Genomic DNA, 12,938 nt, shown 5'->3' with positions numbered 1-12,938 from the left:
TCCCTTGAGTACGCTCTTTGTCCCCAGAACTTGATGCGTATCAGGAGACTGGCCGGTGCACAGCCCACGGCGTTCGTGCTTCAATGCGCGCAAAGCAGCCACTTTCGCGTCGCCGACGCGGAAGATTGGATGCCAAACGCAGGAGTCCAACCTCATGAACTCAATCAAATTCGTCGCCATCGGCCTGATCATCGCCGGCATCCTCGGGCTCGCCTACGGGGGCTTCAGCTATACGAAGGACAGCACGGTGGTCAAGATTGGCACGCTGGAGATCTCGGCCAAGGAGAAAAAGACCGTCAACATACCGATGTGGGCTGGCATCGGGGCCATCGTGGTGGGTGGGCTCTTGCTGGTCATGGGCAGCAAGAAGGGCTGAACGTGGCCGCCTCGCCAAAACCCAAGGCGACCCCTCCAGTCAAGGCCGCCGCCAAACCAGCGTCCCACCGCGCTGCGCCAACCAAGCCGTTTTTGCGTTTCTTCCATTCTGCGGAACTGCGCAAAAAGACGCTCTCGGTTCTTGAATTGATAGAGAACGCGCCCGACGCCACCGCCCATCGGGGCGCTCTGGCCGACGTGGTGATCGTGTTGATGAAAAGCGGTTTCGACGGTTACTTTCTGGCTCCGCTCAAAAAGGCCAAGGCGGGATTCCTGGTGGAGCAGTCGGCAACCGTGGGGCTCATGGGGGCGCAGCAGGTGATCGGCTCGGTTACGCGCAACATCATCGGCCGCATGGACGCGCCGCAATTGCTCTCGGTGTGCGGCTCGATTCGGGAAATGATGGAGTGACCAAAGCGATCACGCGTTCGAGCGCGTGGGCGGCGCAGGCCGCGCAGCTCGGTCACCCTGCAGCGCAGGCCGGACGATGGGGCGCGGCATCGGCAAGGCCGCCAGGGCGTACTGGCCTATGCCAAAAACCAAGCCAAAATGGCCTCTTGCGCTTATGGCATAAGCGCAAGTAGCTATCAAATTCGATGAACTGAAAGCCTTCACCCGCTCCCGTGCCCGCTTGCCTTACGCGCCGCCGAAGCGCTGGATGAGCTGATCCAGGCGCCGCAATTGTTTGCGATGCTGGGCCAGCTGCGCAACGACGGCTTGCCGCCGCTCCTTGAGGCCATCGAGCAAAGCGCGGCATTGTTCGGGCGGGGCCTTCAACTGCGGGATCGCCGTCTTGATTTCGGCCAGGGTGAAGCCCACTTCACGCGCGGCAGCGATGAACTTGAGCTCGGCCAGTGTGTGCTCATCGTAATCGCGGTAGCCGTTGGCAAGTCTTCGCGGCGGCGTGATGAGTCCACTGCGTTCATAGAACCGCAAAGTGTCGCGCGGCAGGCCGCTGCGCGCTTCGAGAAACTTGATCTGCATTTTCTCTTGACTATGGAGTGAACTTCACACCGTACCATGCTTAATCTTGGTTCAACGGGGCTTGGAGAGCATGGAAAAATTCGACATTGCGAGTGAAGATGGCCGCCCGTTGGCGGCAAACTGGGTGCGCGCTTCTGGGGCCAGGCCTGCGTTGGCTGCGGTCGTGATGCACTCCGCAACGGGCGTCCCGCGACGTTACTACGGCGCCTTCGCGCAGCATTTGGGCGATCAAGGCTTTGACGTGCTGCTGTGGGATGCGCGTGGCATCGGTGACTCGGCAAGGCAGCCCGCCACCGACGATCCGGCCACAATGCGCGACTGGGGCCAACGCGACCAGCAAGCCGTGCTGCGCTACGTGCGCGCTGAACACCCGGCGCGGCGCTTGTTTATTGTGGGCCACAGTTCGGGAGGCCATCTGGCAGGACTGGCACCGCTCACTGCCAGCGCCGACGCCTTGGTCCTCATCGCCTCGGGCGGCTGCGATTGGCGCGATTACCCGGTGGCGCAGTGGCCGCGTTTGCTGGGCGCGTGGTGGCTGGCGATGCCCCTGGTGCTGGCGCTTTGGGGCCACCTGCCGGCATGGGCTGGCCGTAGGGCATGCCTTGCCGCGGGGCGTTGCACAGGATTGGCGGCGCTGGAGCCTGACCCGCGGCTACTTGTTCAGTGACCCGGCGCTCGACACCCGCGGCTACGCGGCCTACGCCGGGCCCTTGCTTGCCCTCTCGATGTCCGATGACCACGGCTTCGCGCCGCCCGGTGCTGTGCGCTCTCTGTTGCGCCAGTTCACAGGGGCTCGCATCGAGCACCGTGAGATCCCCGCAGCGGGCGGCTTCCGCGGCTGCATCGGCCACTTCGGCTTCTTCAAGACCCACAACGCAGCGCTTTGGTCCCATGTATCGCAGTGGCTGGGGGCGCGCGCAATGGCTGGCTAGGGCCTGATAACACTATGCAACGCGATCCCCTTGCATCGTGTTAGCAGGCCCTAAGCAACCGGCCTGCTTCGACCCGCAAATCAAACTCCAGCGCAGGCTGTATAAGTGCGAAACGCTATCCCATTGGATACCTTGAAACCACTCGCACATCCCATGCCCCGCTTCGCCCCGCAAATCAAAATCCCCGCTATCTATATGCGCGGCGGCACCAGCAAAGGCGTGTTCTTTCGCCTGCAGGACCTGCCCGAGTCCGCCCGGCAGCCCGGTCCGGCACGCGATGCCTTGCTGCTGCGCGTGCTCGGCAGCCCCGACCCGTATGGCAAGCAAATCGACGGTCTGGGCAATGGGTCGTCGAGCACCAGCAAGGCGGTCATCCTGAGCCAAAGCACCCGCACCGGCCACGACGTCGACTACCTGTTTGGCCAGGTCGCCATCGACCAATCCGTGGTCGACTGGAGCGGCAACTGCGGCAATCTCTCCGCCGCCGTTGGCCCCTGCGCCATCCATATGGGGCTGATCGACACCGCACGCATTGCGCAGAGCGGCGTGGCCACCATTCGCATCTGGCAGGCGAACATCGGAAAATCCATCGTCGCCCACGTGCCCATCAGCGATGGCCAGGTGCAAGAGACGGGCGACTTTGCTCTGGATGGCGTGACCTTTCCTGCGGCCGAAGTGGCGCTGGAATTTGTCGACCCGGCGGATGCGGGCGAGGGCGGCGGGGCGATGTTTCCGACGGCGCGGTTGGTGGACGAACTCGACGTGCCTGGCACAGGCCGCTTGGCTGCCACGCTGATCAACGCTGGCATCCCGACCGTTTTTCTGAACGCCCACGACCTGGGCTACACCGGCACCGAGCTGCAAGCCGCCATCAATGGCGACGCAACGGCCCTCGCCCGGCTCGAAGCCATCCGCGCCCAGGGCGCCCTGCAAATGGGGCTGATCCAACACTTGGGCGATGCCGCCACACGCCCGCACACGCCCAAACTCGCCTTTGTCGCCCCGCCCGCCGACTACACCGCGTCCAGCGGCAAACGCATCAAGGCCGGCGACATCGACCTGCTGGTGCGGGCGCTCTCCATGGGCCAACTGCACCACGCCATGATGGGTACTGCGGCTGTGGCCGTTGGGGTGGCGGCTGCGATTCCGGGCACGCTGGTGAACCTGGCGGCTGGCGGTGAGTGTGGAGATGGGTTTGCGCGCCCGTCCGTGCGCTTTGGCCACCCGTCGGGCACGTTGCGGGTGGGTGCGCAAGCAGCGCTGGTCGATGGGCAATGGCAAGTCACCAAAGTCGCAATGAGCCGCAGCGCGCGGGTGTTGATGGAGGGCCAAGTTCGTGTGCCCGTGGACAATTTTTGATTGGAATCTCAAGATGTCGGCCCGCAAACAACTCAAGCCCCTCGCCAACGCTGGTCGCAGACGCTTGTCCGCCGGCAGACTTGCGCATCTTGGCGGGCACCCGACGCCTGAACCATGCACACCCGCTGGACTGCACGCTCCCGCGCCGCAGGGCGCAAGTGGCGACATGCTTCGCGTGATTCTTTAGCTTCCTGGGCACACTGCATTTTTCGACGCCACCCCTATGCGCCTGATCTGGAAATTGCTTTGGACCGCTGCTGCTGGATTTTTTCTTGCGGGCGCCGTGGTGTTTCCGCTGGTCGAGCCTTATTACTTTGCCAGGGTGGCGTTCTCGCTGGGTTTGTGGGCCGTGCTATACGGCATTGACAGTGTCTTGCACTTTGGTTTGGTGACCACTTCGGGTCTGATGAGTGGCGGCGCGAACGTACACAACGTCCGGATCTACGGTTTCCTTCTTTGGGTAGGTTTGTTCGGATACAGCAGTTGGCGCGAGCGAAGAAAAGCGCAAGCAGAGTTTGATCAATGGGCAAATGCCGAAGCCGAAGCACTGCAGGATAGAGACGACGTTTAGGGGCGTTGGCAGGGAACAGCAAGCGTCGTAGAGCTCTTTTCCTTAATCGCTCACCGCTACCTGCTCTTCAGCACATCAAGGGACATCCTTACATGGACGTCTCCAGGAAAGCAAGAATTAGCGGCGTGAGGATTTAAAGGGCTTGCAGCCTTACATACGGCCTGTTTGTGCAGGCTTGTTGTCCTGCTGGCCCTGATGGCTTTCGCGGGTGAGGTTCCTATCTGCATATCGAGCTCAAAGCCCTGCGTCCCTATCGGATTGTCCCCACCCCGGTTTGACCTGCTGTTTGCGCTATCGAACCTGTGGATGGTGCGCCACCAATTGCTGGCGGCGCAGGGATGAGTACGCCTGAAAACAGAGGGCAGGCCGCAAAAGCGGCGCAAACGGCCCGAAAAGGGTGGAGAACAATGCGCGGAGCCGGGCAAAATGGCCGCAATTGCATCATCTGAAAAATGTGAGCCGTATAGCACTCACAAATCCGAGTTGTTCAGGGCATCCCTAGCGCAATCAGTACAAGCGCTAAAAGCTATCAAAGTTGAATAAAAAGGGTGGCCTCGGCCACCCTTTTTATTGCGCTTGAAACGGCTTAGCCGATGGCAAGCTGGGTCGCCCGGCTCTCGGGCTGCAGCTTGGCAAGCACCAGAGTCAGTACGCCATTTTCCAGTTTCGCGCTGCTGGCGCTGGCGTCAATCTCGCCGGGCAGTTCCCAACTGCGCTGCACTTGGCGCGGGGCGCCATCAATGCTCTTGAGTTGCACTTGTGCGCCCTCGATGGTGATAGCGAGCTGCTCGCGCGCAAGGCCCGGAACGTCGAGCTGCAGGGTGGTGGCTTTCTCATCGTCTTGCACCTGAACGGGTGCGCGGGCGGGGCTGCCTTGGGCGGCGGCCAGTAGAAAACGCTGCAGCGCAGCATCGTGGTTGTGTGGCGCGTGGACGAAGCTGGCGCGGCGCAAAGTGGGGGCGAAAATCATCAGGGTTTACTCCAATTACACTGCGCGGCTCCCGGTTTGTTCGCCGCATACCGAAGGAGATACGCACAGTCACGGCGATTTCAAGAAGGTTTCTTTGATGAATAAATTTCGCAGCGCGCGCTTGAAATTGGGCGCTTTGGCCCTTGGTTTGGCTTCTTTGTTGGGTATGGGTGGTGGCGAGGCCCACGCTCAGGACGGCCCGGTGGGCGCTGCCAGCACGGCGACCGTCCCTATCAAGCTGGCGTTGATCGAGAGTCTCTCAGGGCCCTTTGCGAACACGGGTGAGGCAGTGTTTCGCAACCTGCTGTGGGCCACTGAGCGCGTGAATGCGCGCGGTGGCGTGGCGCTGCCCGCAGCGGCTGGCGGCGCACGGCCCCTGCAGATTTCGCGCTACGACAGCAAGGGCCAGAACGAAGAGGCGCTCTCGGCCCTGCGCGCCGCCATTGACGACGGTGCGCGCGTGGTGATGCAGGGGAACTCGTCGGCCACCGCAGCGGCGCTGATCGACGCCGTCAACAAACACAACGAGCGTGACCCGGACAAGCGCGTGCTGTTTCTGAACTACTCGGCGGTCGATCCGATTTTGACCAACGAGAAATGCAGCTTCTGGCATTTCCGCTTTGATGCCCATGCCGACATGCGCATGGCGGCGCTGATGGAGGTGCTGCGTGGCGACAAGGCGCTCAAGAGCGTTTACCTGATCGGCCAGGACTACAGCTTTGGCCAGGCTGTGCTGCGCGAAGCCAGGAAGCAGCTGGCCGCCCAGCGGCCCGATGTGGCCGTGGTGGGCGATGAGCTGCACCCCGTAGGGCGCGTGAAGGACTTTGCCCCCTACGCCGTCAAGATCAAGAACAGCGGCGCCCAGGCCGTCATTACCGGCAACTGGGGCAATGACCTCACTTTGCTGGTCAAGGCTGCCCGCGAAGTGGGCTACAGCGGCAGTTTCTACACCTTCTATGGCAACGCCATGGGGGCGCCGGCAGCCATCGGCGATGCGGGCATTGGCAAAGTGGTGGCTGTGGCCGACTGGATGCCCAATGTGTCGGGGGCTCCCAGCGCCAGCTTCTACAAGGCCTTCCGCGAGCGCTTTCCCAGGCCGCAGGACGACTATGTGCACCTGCGCATGCAGTTGATGATCGAGGCGCTGGCGAAGGCCATGGAGGGCGCGGGCAGCGTGGATGCCGTCTCCGTGGCCAGGCAATTGGAGGGCATAAAGGTCAGTCTGGCAGGGCGCAGCGCCAGCATGCGCGCAGCCGACCACCAGTTCCAGCAAGCGCTGGTGGTGGGCGTGATGGACAAGCAGGGCACCCCCGGCGTGCCCTTCGACGTGGAAGGCTCGGGCTATGGATTTCGCGTGGTGCGCGACATTCCTGCGGCGCAGACCGAGCAGCTCACAAGCTGCAAAATGCAACGCTACTAAACAATTTTACCCGGATATATTCCAATATTTTATTTTGTCCGGGTAAAATGTGGGCATGACTTCTGCAATGCCTACCGATACTCCCATGCCAACGGTTCCGCACCCGAACGCAGGCCAGGCCATTTCCGCCGCGCGCCGCGCGCTGGTGCGCCAATACAAGGACTCACGCCTGCCTGCCGGCGTCTTCACCCTCACCAATCAGTCCAATGGTCGGGTCTTTGTGGGTGGCAGCCTCAACCTCGACGGCGCCATGAATCGCCTGCGTTTCGAATTGAACCTGCGCTCCCACCGCAACAAGCCTTTGCAGCTCGATTGGATCGTGTACGGCGCGCAATGCTTCAGCTTTGCCGTGGTGGGCCGCATCAAGGAGCGGGACGATCCGCTTTTTGACTACCGGGCCGAACTCGACAGCCTGCTCGCGCTTTGGCGGGAAGAGATTCCCTGCCATGGCGACAGCGGCTACAACGGCGTCCAGCCATGACGGCCACCGCCCAGACGCTTACCGCGTTCGTCGGTTTTGAACGCATTGCCAAAGGCAGTAGAAAAGAGGTTTTTGCGCAGCTCAGGCAATACAGTGGCAGTGCGCCGTTGCTGATTTTTGACGATACCAACGGCGCCTTGGTCGACCTCGATCTGCGCGAACCGGCTCAGGAGCCGACGGCTGCCGAGGCACCGCGCAGCGTCGGCCGCCCCAAGCTGGGTGTGGTGGCGCGCGAGGTCACGCTCTTGCCGCGCCACTGGGACTGGCTCGGCCGCCAGCCCGGCGGCGCGTCGGTGGCGCTGCGCCGCCTGGTGGAAGAGGCGCGCCGCATCCACCACGGGCGCGACACGGTGCGCGAAGCGCGCGAGGCGGCGTACCGCTTCATGACAGCCATGGCGGGTTCGCTGGAAGGTTTCGAGGAGGCCGCGCGTGCGCTGTTTGCGGGCGATCAGGAGCGATTCTTGGCGCTGGTGGCGGTTTGGCCCGAAGACGTTGGAACGTATCTGCAGGGTTTGGCCGCAGCCGCCTGGAGCGAGAAAGATGGCCCGACCTGAATCTGGCACGCCGACGGCGCCCGTCGCACCGCGCCCGCTGTGGCGCGCGTTCCTTGCATTTTTGGTTCCCATGCTGCTGAGCAATGTGTTGCAGGCGCTCTCGGGGACGATCAACAACGTCTATCTGGGGCAGATGCTTGGCGTGCAAGCGTTGGCGGCGGTGTCGAGCTTTTTCCCTGTGTTGTTCTTCTTCATCGCCTTCACCATCGGACTGGGCGCGGGCGCTTCGGTGTTGATCGGTCAAGCCTGGGGCGCGCGCCAGATTGAAAAGGCCCAGGCCATCACCGGTACCACACTGACCGTCGGAGCCTCATTCGGGTTGTTGGTGGCGCTCTTCGGCGGAGTGTTCACCCAACCGATGCTTTCGCTCCTTGGAACGCCTGCGGACATCCTGCCGGACGCCACGCTGTACGCGCGCATTGTGCTGATTGCCATGCCGGGACTGTTTGTGTATCTGCTCTCCACAGCCATGCTTCGCGGCATTGGCGACACGGTAACGCCTCTCTATACGCTGGGGATTTCCACTGCCATCGGCCTGGTGCTGACGCCCGCGCTGATTCGCGGCTGGGCCGGGTTGCCGCAGTTGGGAGTGGCCAGCGCGGCGGCAGCTACGGTCGTGTCCTTTACGGTAGCCACCGTGTGGATGGGCTGGCGCCTGCGCCGTTTGGCGAGCCCGCTGGCGCCCACGCGGGAGTTTGCGCGGCATTTGCGCATTGACTTGTCGCTGCTCAAGGGCGTACTGCGCATTGGCATGCCCACGGGCGTCCAGATGATTGTGGTGTCCATCTCGTCCCTGGTGCTGCTGTCCCTGGTCAACGCGTATGGGTCCGACGCCACCGCCGCTTATGGTGCCGTCAACCAGGTCGTGGCGTATGTGCAGTTCCCGGCCATCTCGATTGCGATCACCGCGTCCATCCTGGGCGCGCAGGCGATTGGCGCGGGCCGCGAAGCCACGTTGGGTGCGATTGCCCGCACCGGGCTGTTGATGAATCTGGTGCTGACCGGCGGCCTGGTGCTGATTGGCTATCTGTTTTCGCGCGCGCTGATGGGGGTGTTCATCACCAGCGCGCCGGTGATTGAGGTAGCCCAGACATTGTTGCACATCATGCTGTGGAGCATGGTGGTCTTCGGTATGGCGTCGGTGCTCTCGGGTGTCATGCGGGCAAGCGGCTCGGTGCTCGTGCCTACGTCGATTGCCATCGGGTGCATCGCCCTGGTCGAAATTCCGTCGGCCTGGTTCCTTAGCCACCGCGTCGGGCTCAATGGGGTGTGGATGGCCTATCCCATCAACTTCATCGCCATGCTGACGCTGCAGACCGCCTACTACCACGGCGTTTGGCGGAAGAAACCGATTCGGCGGATGGTGTAGCCGGCCACACCATCGGCACCGGCGCTGCTTCAGCTTCGGATGCGGTGCCCCGTCTTGAACACCCACCACACCACGGTGAGGCAGACCGCCAGGAAGGTGAGGGTCATGCCCACGCTCACGCCGATGTACACGTCGGCCTGGCCGTAGAAGGCCCAACGCAGCCCGCTGATCAGATAGACCACCGGGTTGAAGAACGAGACGGTTTGCCACACCGGCGGGAGCATGTTGATGCTGTAGAACGCGCCGCCCAGGAAGGTGAGCGGCGTCACCACCAGCAGCGGAATGATTTGCAGCTTCTGGAAGCTGTCGGCCCACAGGCCGATGATGAAGCCGAAGAGGCAGAAGGTGACGGCGGTGAGGATCAGGAAGCCCACCATCCACACCGGGTGCGCCACTTCGTAGGGAACGAAGAGCCGCGCCGTAGCCAGTATCAGCACGCCCACCAGCAGCGATTTGGTGGCCGCTGCGCCCACGTACCCGAGCAGCACTTCGACCCAGTTGACCGGCGCGCTCAGCAGTTCGTAGATGGTGCCTGACCATTTGGGCATGTAGATGCCAAAGGCCGAGTTGGAAATGCTCTCGGACAAGAGCGAGAGCATCAGCAGGCCGGGGATGATGTAGGCGCCGTAGCTGACGCCACCAATGTCGCCCATGCGCGAGCCAATGGCCGAGCCAAAGACGATGAAGTACAGCGCGGTGGAAAGCACCGGTGCGATCAGGCTTTGCATCCAGGTGCGAAACGCGCGGTTCATCTCAAACTTGTAAATGGCGCGCACGCCGTGCAGGTTGAGACCGGTCATGTGGTGGCTGCTTTCGTGTCGTGGACCAGGCTGACGAAGATGTCTTCGAGCGAGCTTTCACTGGAATGCAGGTCTTTGAAGTCAATGCCTTGGGCAGCCAGCGCACGCAACAGTTCGGCAATGCCAGTGTCCTCTTGCTGCGAATCAAAGGTGTAAGTGAGGGCCTGGCCTTGCTTGCCCAGCGCCAGCGGCCAGCGGGCCAGCGACTCTGGTACGCGCTCCATGGGCTGCTGCAGCGTGAGCGTGAGCTGCTTCTTGCCCAGCTTGCGCATCAGCACGTCCTTGTCTTCCACCACAATGAGTTCGCCTTTTCGGATGACGCCAATGCGGTCGGCCATGTCTTCGGCCTCTTCGATGTAGTGTGTGGTGAGGATGATGGTGGTGCCGCCGTCGCGCAGTTGGCGCACCAGGCGCCACATGTCGTGGCGCAGTTCCACGTCGACACCGGCGCTGGGCTCATCGAGGAACAAAATTTTCGGCTCGTGCGACAGCGCCTTGGCGATCAGCACACGGCGCTTCATGCCGCCGGAGAGCTGGAGAATCTTGTTGTCCTTTTTGTCCCAGAGTGAGAGGTCTTTGAGGATTTTCTCGATCAATGCCGGGTTCGGCGGTTTGCCAAACAGTCCCCGGCTGAAGCTCACCGTGGCCCATACGGTTTCGAACGAATCGGTGTGCAATTCTTGCGGCACCAGGCCGATGGCAGCGCGGGCGGAGCGGTAGTCGCGCACCGTGTCGTGACCGTCGGCCGTCACCGTGCCCGTGGTGGCGTTGCTCATGCCGCAGATCACACTGATCAGGGTGGTCTTGCCGGCACCATTGGGGCCGAGGAGGGCAAAAATCTCTCCGCGCCGAATGTCCAGATCGACGTTTTTGAGCGCCTGGAACCCTCCGGCGTAGGTTTTGGACAGACCGCGAACGCAGACGATGCTGTCTGAAGAAGCGAGGGAATGGGGAGCAGTCAAAGACATGGATCGGGGAGTGTGGACAAGGGCCACATGCAGCGGGCCGGACATTGTGACGTGAACAGCCGCTTGCTGCCTGGGTTGGTGAAGCATGCAGAAGATACTGATTTTATATACAGTATCACGATGTCTGAAATCCTGATTCCTCTGCATGCGCTCAAAGGCCGTGGTGTGGCACACCGCCAGCCGCACCGTTTCGAGCGCGACAAGCGCGCCGCCTTTGACGATGGTTGGGGCACGCAGGCGGAGGCTGCTGGCGAACGCGGCGGAGCGGCGCCCCCAGCCACCGAAGTGCGTTTTGAAGATGCACGCAGCGCCATCACGCGCAATGATTCTCCGGACATCGGCTTCAGCCAGGGTCTCAACCCCTATCGCGGCTGCGAGCACGGTTGCATTTATTGCTTTGCCCGGCCCAGCCACAGTTACCTGGGTCTCTCGCCGGGACTCGATTTCGAGACGCGGCTGATCGCCAAGCGCAATCTTGCCGAGGTGCTGCGCGCTGAACTCGCGCACCCACGCTACCGGCCCGAGATGATTGCCGTGGGCACGGTCACCGACGCCTACCAGCCCGTGGAGCGAGAACTGCGCCTGACCCGCGCGGCGCTCGACGTCCTGTGCCGCGCGCAGCACCCGTTTTCCATCGTTACCAAAGGCAGCGGCGTCGAGCGCGACCTGGACTTGATCGCCCCCATGGGCGCACAGGGTCTTGCGGCGGTTTACGTAACCATCACCACGCTCGACGCCCAGCTGGCACGCATCCTGGAGCCCCGTGCCGCTGCACCGCACCGACGTCTGCGCACCTTGCGCACGCTGGCCGAGGCCGGCGTGCCGGTGGGCGTCAGCGTTTCGCCGCAAATCCCATTCATCAATGAGGACATGGAGCAGGTGCTGGCCGCCGCTTATGAGGCGGGCGCGCGCCGCGCTTTCTACCAGGTGCTGCGCCTGCCGTGGGAGCTGGCGCCCTTGTTTCGTCAGTGGCTCGAACTCCATTACCCCGACCGTGCCGCACGCGTGATGGCGCGCGTGCAGGACCTGCATGGCGGCAAGGATTACCAGGCGGACTTTGGGGCGCGGATGAGGGGGCAGGGCATCTGGGCCGACCTGCTGCGCCAGCGCTTTCTCAAGGCCTGCGAACGCCTGGGCTACCAGCATGGGCGCCATGCGCCGAATGTCTCGTTGTTCCGGCCTGTGGCGCTGCGTGCCCAGCAGGAGTTGTTTTAGGGATGTTCCTTCAGGCGCTCGCGCCCGCACGCCCCGCGGTGTGCGCAATACCCTCTGCCAAGCGCTCCAGCAATGCGTCCGGCAAGTCGTGGCCCATGCCGGGAATGACGTCGGTGTGCGCTCCGGCGATGTGTTGTGCCAACTGGCGGGCGCAGGCCGGGGGCAGCAGCGGATCGTCGGCGCCGTGCACGATGTGCGTGGGCGCGCTGATGCGCCCCAGCAGCGGTGTGCGGTCGCCGTCGGCCACGATGGCCAGCAGTTGGCGCGCCGAACCGGCCGGGTGCCAGGCGCGCTGCACCGATACGCGAGCCAGCGCCCGCAGTTCGATGGGGTCCGCCGGATAGGCCGGGCTGCCAATGGTCTGCAGCAGCTTGACGATCCAGTCCACTGCCGCATCGCCTCCCGGCCCTCGTGGGCGCGCCAGCAACTTGCGCTGCACGTCCCAAGACGGCTTGGGGAGCGAGCGCGCACCGCTGCTGGTCATCATCAGCGTCAAGCTGGCGACGCGATCAGGTGCGTTGGCGGCCAGGTGCTGCGCAATCATTCCGCCCATGGACGCGCCGCACACATGGGCACGCCCAATGCCCAGAGCATCGAGCACCCCCAGGGCATCGCGCGCCATGTCGGCGAGGCGGTAGGGAGCGCGCACCGGCAAATGCAGCCAATGGCGCAGCGCCGCTGCCGCCACGCTGGGCACCCCCGCCTGGTCAAAACCCTGGCTCAGGCCGATGTCGCGGTTGTCAAACCGCACCACGCGAAACCCGCGCCCCGTCAAAGCCTGCACCAGCGCCTGCGGCCAGGCAATGAGCTGCATTCCCAGCCCCATGATCAGCAGCACGACCGGACCGCCCGCCGGGCCCTGGTCGTCCACTTCAATTCGTAGGCCGTTGGCTTGAATTTGCATAACAAACAATGGGGCTGGTTATTGATTCTCGATTGC

Annotated in this window: 16 protein-coding genes; 11 read left to right on the top strand and 5 right to left on the bottom strand. The window is 63.1% G+C overall.

All coding sequences use genetic code 11. From position 1 onward, the window contains the following. Window positions 1-154: 154 nt before the first annotated feature. Both C6571_RS17845 and C6571_RS17840 read left to right on the top strand, forming a co-directional pair. Window positions 155-376 carry a hypothetical protein gene (locus C6571_RS17845; RefSeq protein WP_106447886.1) on the top strand — a complete coding sequence of 74 codons (222 nt, stop codon included), beginning with the start codon at window positions 155-157 and terminating at the stop codon, window positions 374-376. A 2-nt stretch (window positions 377-378) separates the two neighbouring features. After that, window positions 379-786, top strand: coding sequence for a hypothetical protein (locus C6571_RS17840; protein WP_106447885.1), 408 nt, complete (start codon window positions 379-381; stop codon window positions 784-786). Window positions 787-1,011: 225 nt separating this feature from the next. Here the strand turns inward: C6571_RS17840 and C6571_RS17835 are convergent, their stop codons facing one another. Further along, entirely contained in the window at window positions 1,012-1,359 is a 348-nt protein-coding gene (locus C6571_RS17835) for a MerR family transcriptional regulator (RefSeq protein ID WP_106447884.1), read from the bottom strand. 70 nt (window positions 1,360-1,429) lie between these two features. Here C6571_RS17835 and C6571_RS17830 point away from each other — a divergent pair, with 70 nt between their 5' ends. The 4 genes from C6571_RS17830 to C6571_RS17815 all read left to right on the top strand — a co-directional run bounded on the left by C6571_RS17830 (window position 1,430) and on the right by C6571_RS17815 (window position 4,221). Then, the gene (locus C6571_RS17830; RefSeq protein ID WP_106447883.1) at window positions 1,430-2,026 is read left to right on the top strand and encodes an alpha/beta fold hydrolase; all 597 of its coding nucleotides are present in this window, start codon (window positions 1,430-1,432) and stop codon (window positions 2,024-2,026) included. Beyond that, the gene (locus tag C6571_RS17825; RefSeq protein WP_106447882.1) at window positions 2,016-2,291 is read left to right on the top strand and encodes a hypothetical protein; all 276 of its coding nucleotides are present in this window, start codon (window positions 2,016-2,018) and stop codon (window positions 2,289-2,291) included. Before C6571_RS17830 ends, C6571_RS17825 begins: the two co-directional genes overlap by 11 nt. A gap of 153 nt (window positions 2,292-2,444) precedes the next feature. After that, a complete protein-coding gene (prpF, locus tag C6571_RS17820; protein ID WP_106447881.1) occupies window positions 2,445-3,650 on the top strand; it encodes a 2-methylaconitate cis-trans isomerase PrpF in 1,206 nt (401 codons plus the stop codon). Between the two features lie 223 nt (window positions 3,651-3,873). Beyond that, entirely contained in the window at window positions 3,874-4,221 is a 348-nt protein-coding gene (locus C6571_RS17815) for a hypothetical protein (RefSeq protein ID WP_106447880.1), read from the top strand. 586 nt (window positions 4,222-4,807) lie between these two features. Here the strand turns inward: C6571_RS17815 and C6571_RS17810 are convergent. Next, complete coding sequence (locus C6571_RS17810) at window positions 4,808-5,191, bottom strand: Hsp20/alpha crystallin family protein (protein WP_106447879.1); 384 nt, start codon at window positions 5,189-5,191, stop codon at window positions 4,808-4,810. 97 nt (window positions 5,192-5,288) lie between these two features. Here C6571_RS17810 and C6571_RS17805 point away from each other — a divergent pair, with 97 nt between their 5' ends. The 4 genes from C6571_RS17805 to C6571_RS17790 all read left to right on the top strand — a co-directional run bounded on the left by C6571_RS17805 (window position 5,289) and on the right by C6571_RS17790 (window position 9,015). Continuing rightward, complete coding sequence (locus C6571_RS17805) at window positions 5,289-6,611, top strand: branched-chain amino acid ABC transporter substrate-binding protein (RefSeq protein ID WP_106447878.1); 1,323 nt, start codon at window positions 5,289-5,291, stop codon at window positions 6,609-6,611. Window positions 6,612-6,696: 85 nt separating this feature from the next. Next, window positions 6,697-7,092: a GIY-YIG nuclease family protein gene (locus C6571_RS17800; protein ID WP_106448329.1), complete on the top strand. Its 396-nt coding sequence runs from the start codon at window positions 6,697-6,699 to the stop codon at window positions 7,090-7,092. After that, window positions 7,089-7,646, top strand: coding sequence for a DUF2239 family protein (locus C6571_RS17795; RefSeq protein WP_106447877.1), 558 nt, complete (start codon window positions 7,089-7,091; stop codon window positions 7,644-7,646). Before C6571_RS17800 ends, C6571_RS17795 begins: the two co-directional genes overlap by 4 nt. Then, window positions 7,633-9,015 carry an MATE family efflux transporter gene (locus tag C6571_RS17790; protein ID WP_211300671.1) on the top strand — a complete coding sequence of 461 codons (1,383 nt, stop codon included), beginning with the start codon at window positions 7,633-7,635 and terminating at the stop codon, window positions 9,013-9,015. Before C6571_RS17795 ends, C6571_RS17790 begins: the two co-directional genes overlap by 14 nt. A 29-nt stretch (window positions 9,016-9,044) precedes the next feature. Here C6571_RS17790 and C6571_RS17785 read toward each other — a convergent pair whose 3' ends face one another. Then, complete coding sequence (locus C6571_RS17785) at window positions 9,045-9,815, bottom strand: ABC transporter permease (protein WP_106447876.1); 771 nt, start codon at window positions 9,813-9,815, stop codon at window positions 9,045-9,047. Beyond that, window positions 9,812-10,783 carry an ABC transporter ATP-binding protein gene (locus C6571_RS17780; protein WP_106447875.1) on the bottom strand — a complete coding sequence of 324 codons (972 nt, stop codon included), beginning with the start codon at window positions 10,781-10,783 and terminating at the stop codon, window positions 9,812-9,814. Before C6571_RS17780 ends, C6571_RS17785 begins: the two co-directional genes overlap by 4 nt. A 120-nt stretch (window positions 10,784-10,903) precedes the next feature. Between C6571_RS17780 and C6571_RS17775 the strand changes: the two genes are divergently transcribed. Beyond that, complete coding sequence (locus C6571_RS17775) at window positions 10,904-11,998, top strand: PA0069 family radical SAM protein (protein WP_106447874.1); 1,095 nt, start codon at window positions 10,904-10,906, stop codon at window positions 11,996-11,998. Between the two features lie 10 nt (window positions 11,999-12,008). On the opposite strand, the gene C6571_RS17770 is transcribed toward C6571_RS17775, so the two are convergent. Beyond that, window positions 12,009-12,902, bottom strand: a complete 894-nt coding sequence (locus C6571_RS17770) for an alpha/beta fold hydrolase (protein ID WP_106447873.1) — start codon at window positions 12,900-12,902, stop codon at window positions 12,009-12,011. Between the last annotated feature and the right edge of the window lie 36 nt (window positions 12,903-12,938).

It is taken from the genome of Simplicispira suum (genome assembly GCF_003008595.1).
Lineage (GTDB): Bacteria > Pseudomonadota > Gammaproteobacteria > Burkholderiales > Burkholderiaceae_C > Simplicispira > Simplicispira suum.
Note: the sequence above shows the minus strand (reverse complement) of the source record. Positions and strands in the feature narration are given on the sequence as shown.

What these genes read in the sequence shown, in the direction of transcription:
- C6571_RS17845 (WP_106447886.1), top strand. Translation starts at nt 155, where the DNA reads ATGAACTCAATCAAATTCGTCGCCATCGGCCTGATCATCGCCGGCATC.
- C6571_RS17835 (WP_106447884.1), bottom strand. Translation starts at nt 1,359, where the DNA reads ATGCAGATCAAGTTTCTCGAAGCGCGCAGCGGCCTGCCGCGCGACACT.
- C6571_RS17830 (WP_106447883.1), top strand. Translation starts at nt 1,430, where the DNA reads ATGGAAAAATTCGACATTGCGAGTGAAGATGGCCGCCCGTTGGCGGCA.
- prpF (WP_106447881.1), top strand. Translation starts at nt 2,445, where the DNA reads ATGCCCCGCTTCGCCCCGCAAATCAAAATCCCCGCTATCTATATGCGC.
- C6571_RS17815 (WP_106447880.1), top strand. Translation starts at nt 3,874, where the DNA reads ATGCGCCTGATCTGGAAATTGCTTTGGACCGCTGCTGCTGGATTTTTT.
- C6571_RS17810 (WP_106447879.1), bottom strand. Translation starts at nt 5,191, where the DNA reads ATGATTTTCGCCCCCACTTTGCGCCGCGCCAGCTTCGTCCACGCGCCA.
- C6571_RS17805 (WP_106447878.1), top strand. Translation starts at nt 5,289, where the DNA reads ATGAATAAATTTCGCAGCGCGCGCTTGAAATTGGGCGCTTTGGCCCTT.
- C6571_RS17800 (WP_106448329.1), top strand. Translation starts at nt 6,697, where the DNA reads ATGCCAACGGTTCCGCACCCGAACGCAGGCCAGGCCATTTCCGCCGCG.
- C6571_RS17795 (WP_106447877.1), top strand. Translation starts at nt 7,089, where the DNA reads ATGACGGCCACCGCCCAGACGCTTACCGCGTTCGTCGGTTTTGAACGC.
- C6571_RS17790 (WP_211300671.1), top strand. Translation starts at nt 7,633, where the DNA reads ATGGCCCGACCTGAATCTGGCACGCCGACGGCGCCCGTCGCACCGCGC.
- C6571_RS17785 (WP_106447876.1), bottom strand. Translation starts at nt 9,815, where the DNA reads ATGACCGGTCTCAACCTGCACGGCGTGCGCGCCATTTACAAGTTTGAG.
- C6571_RS17780 (WP_106447875.1), bottom strand. Translation starts at nt 10,783, where the DNA reads ATGTCTTTGACTGCTCCCCATTCCCTCGCTTCTTCAGACAGCATCGTC.
- C6571_RS17775 (WP_106447874.1), top strand. Translation starts at nt 10,904, where the DNA reads ATGTCTGAAATCCTGATTCCTCTGCATGCGCTCAAAGGCCGTGGTGTG.
- C6571_RS17770 (WP_106447873.1), bottom strand. Translation starts at nt 12,902, where the DNA reads ATGCAAATTCAAGCCAACGGCCTACGAATTGAAGTGGACGACCAGGGC.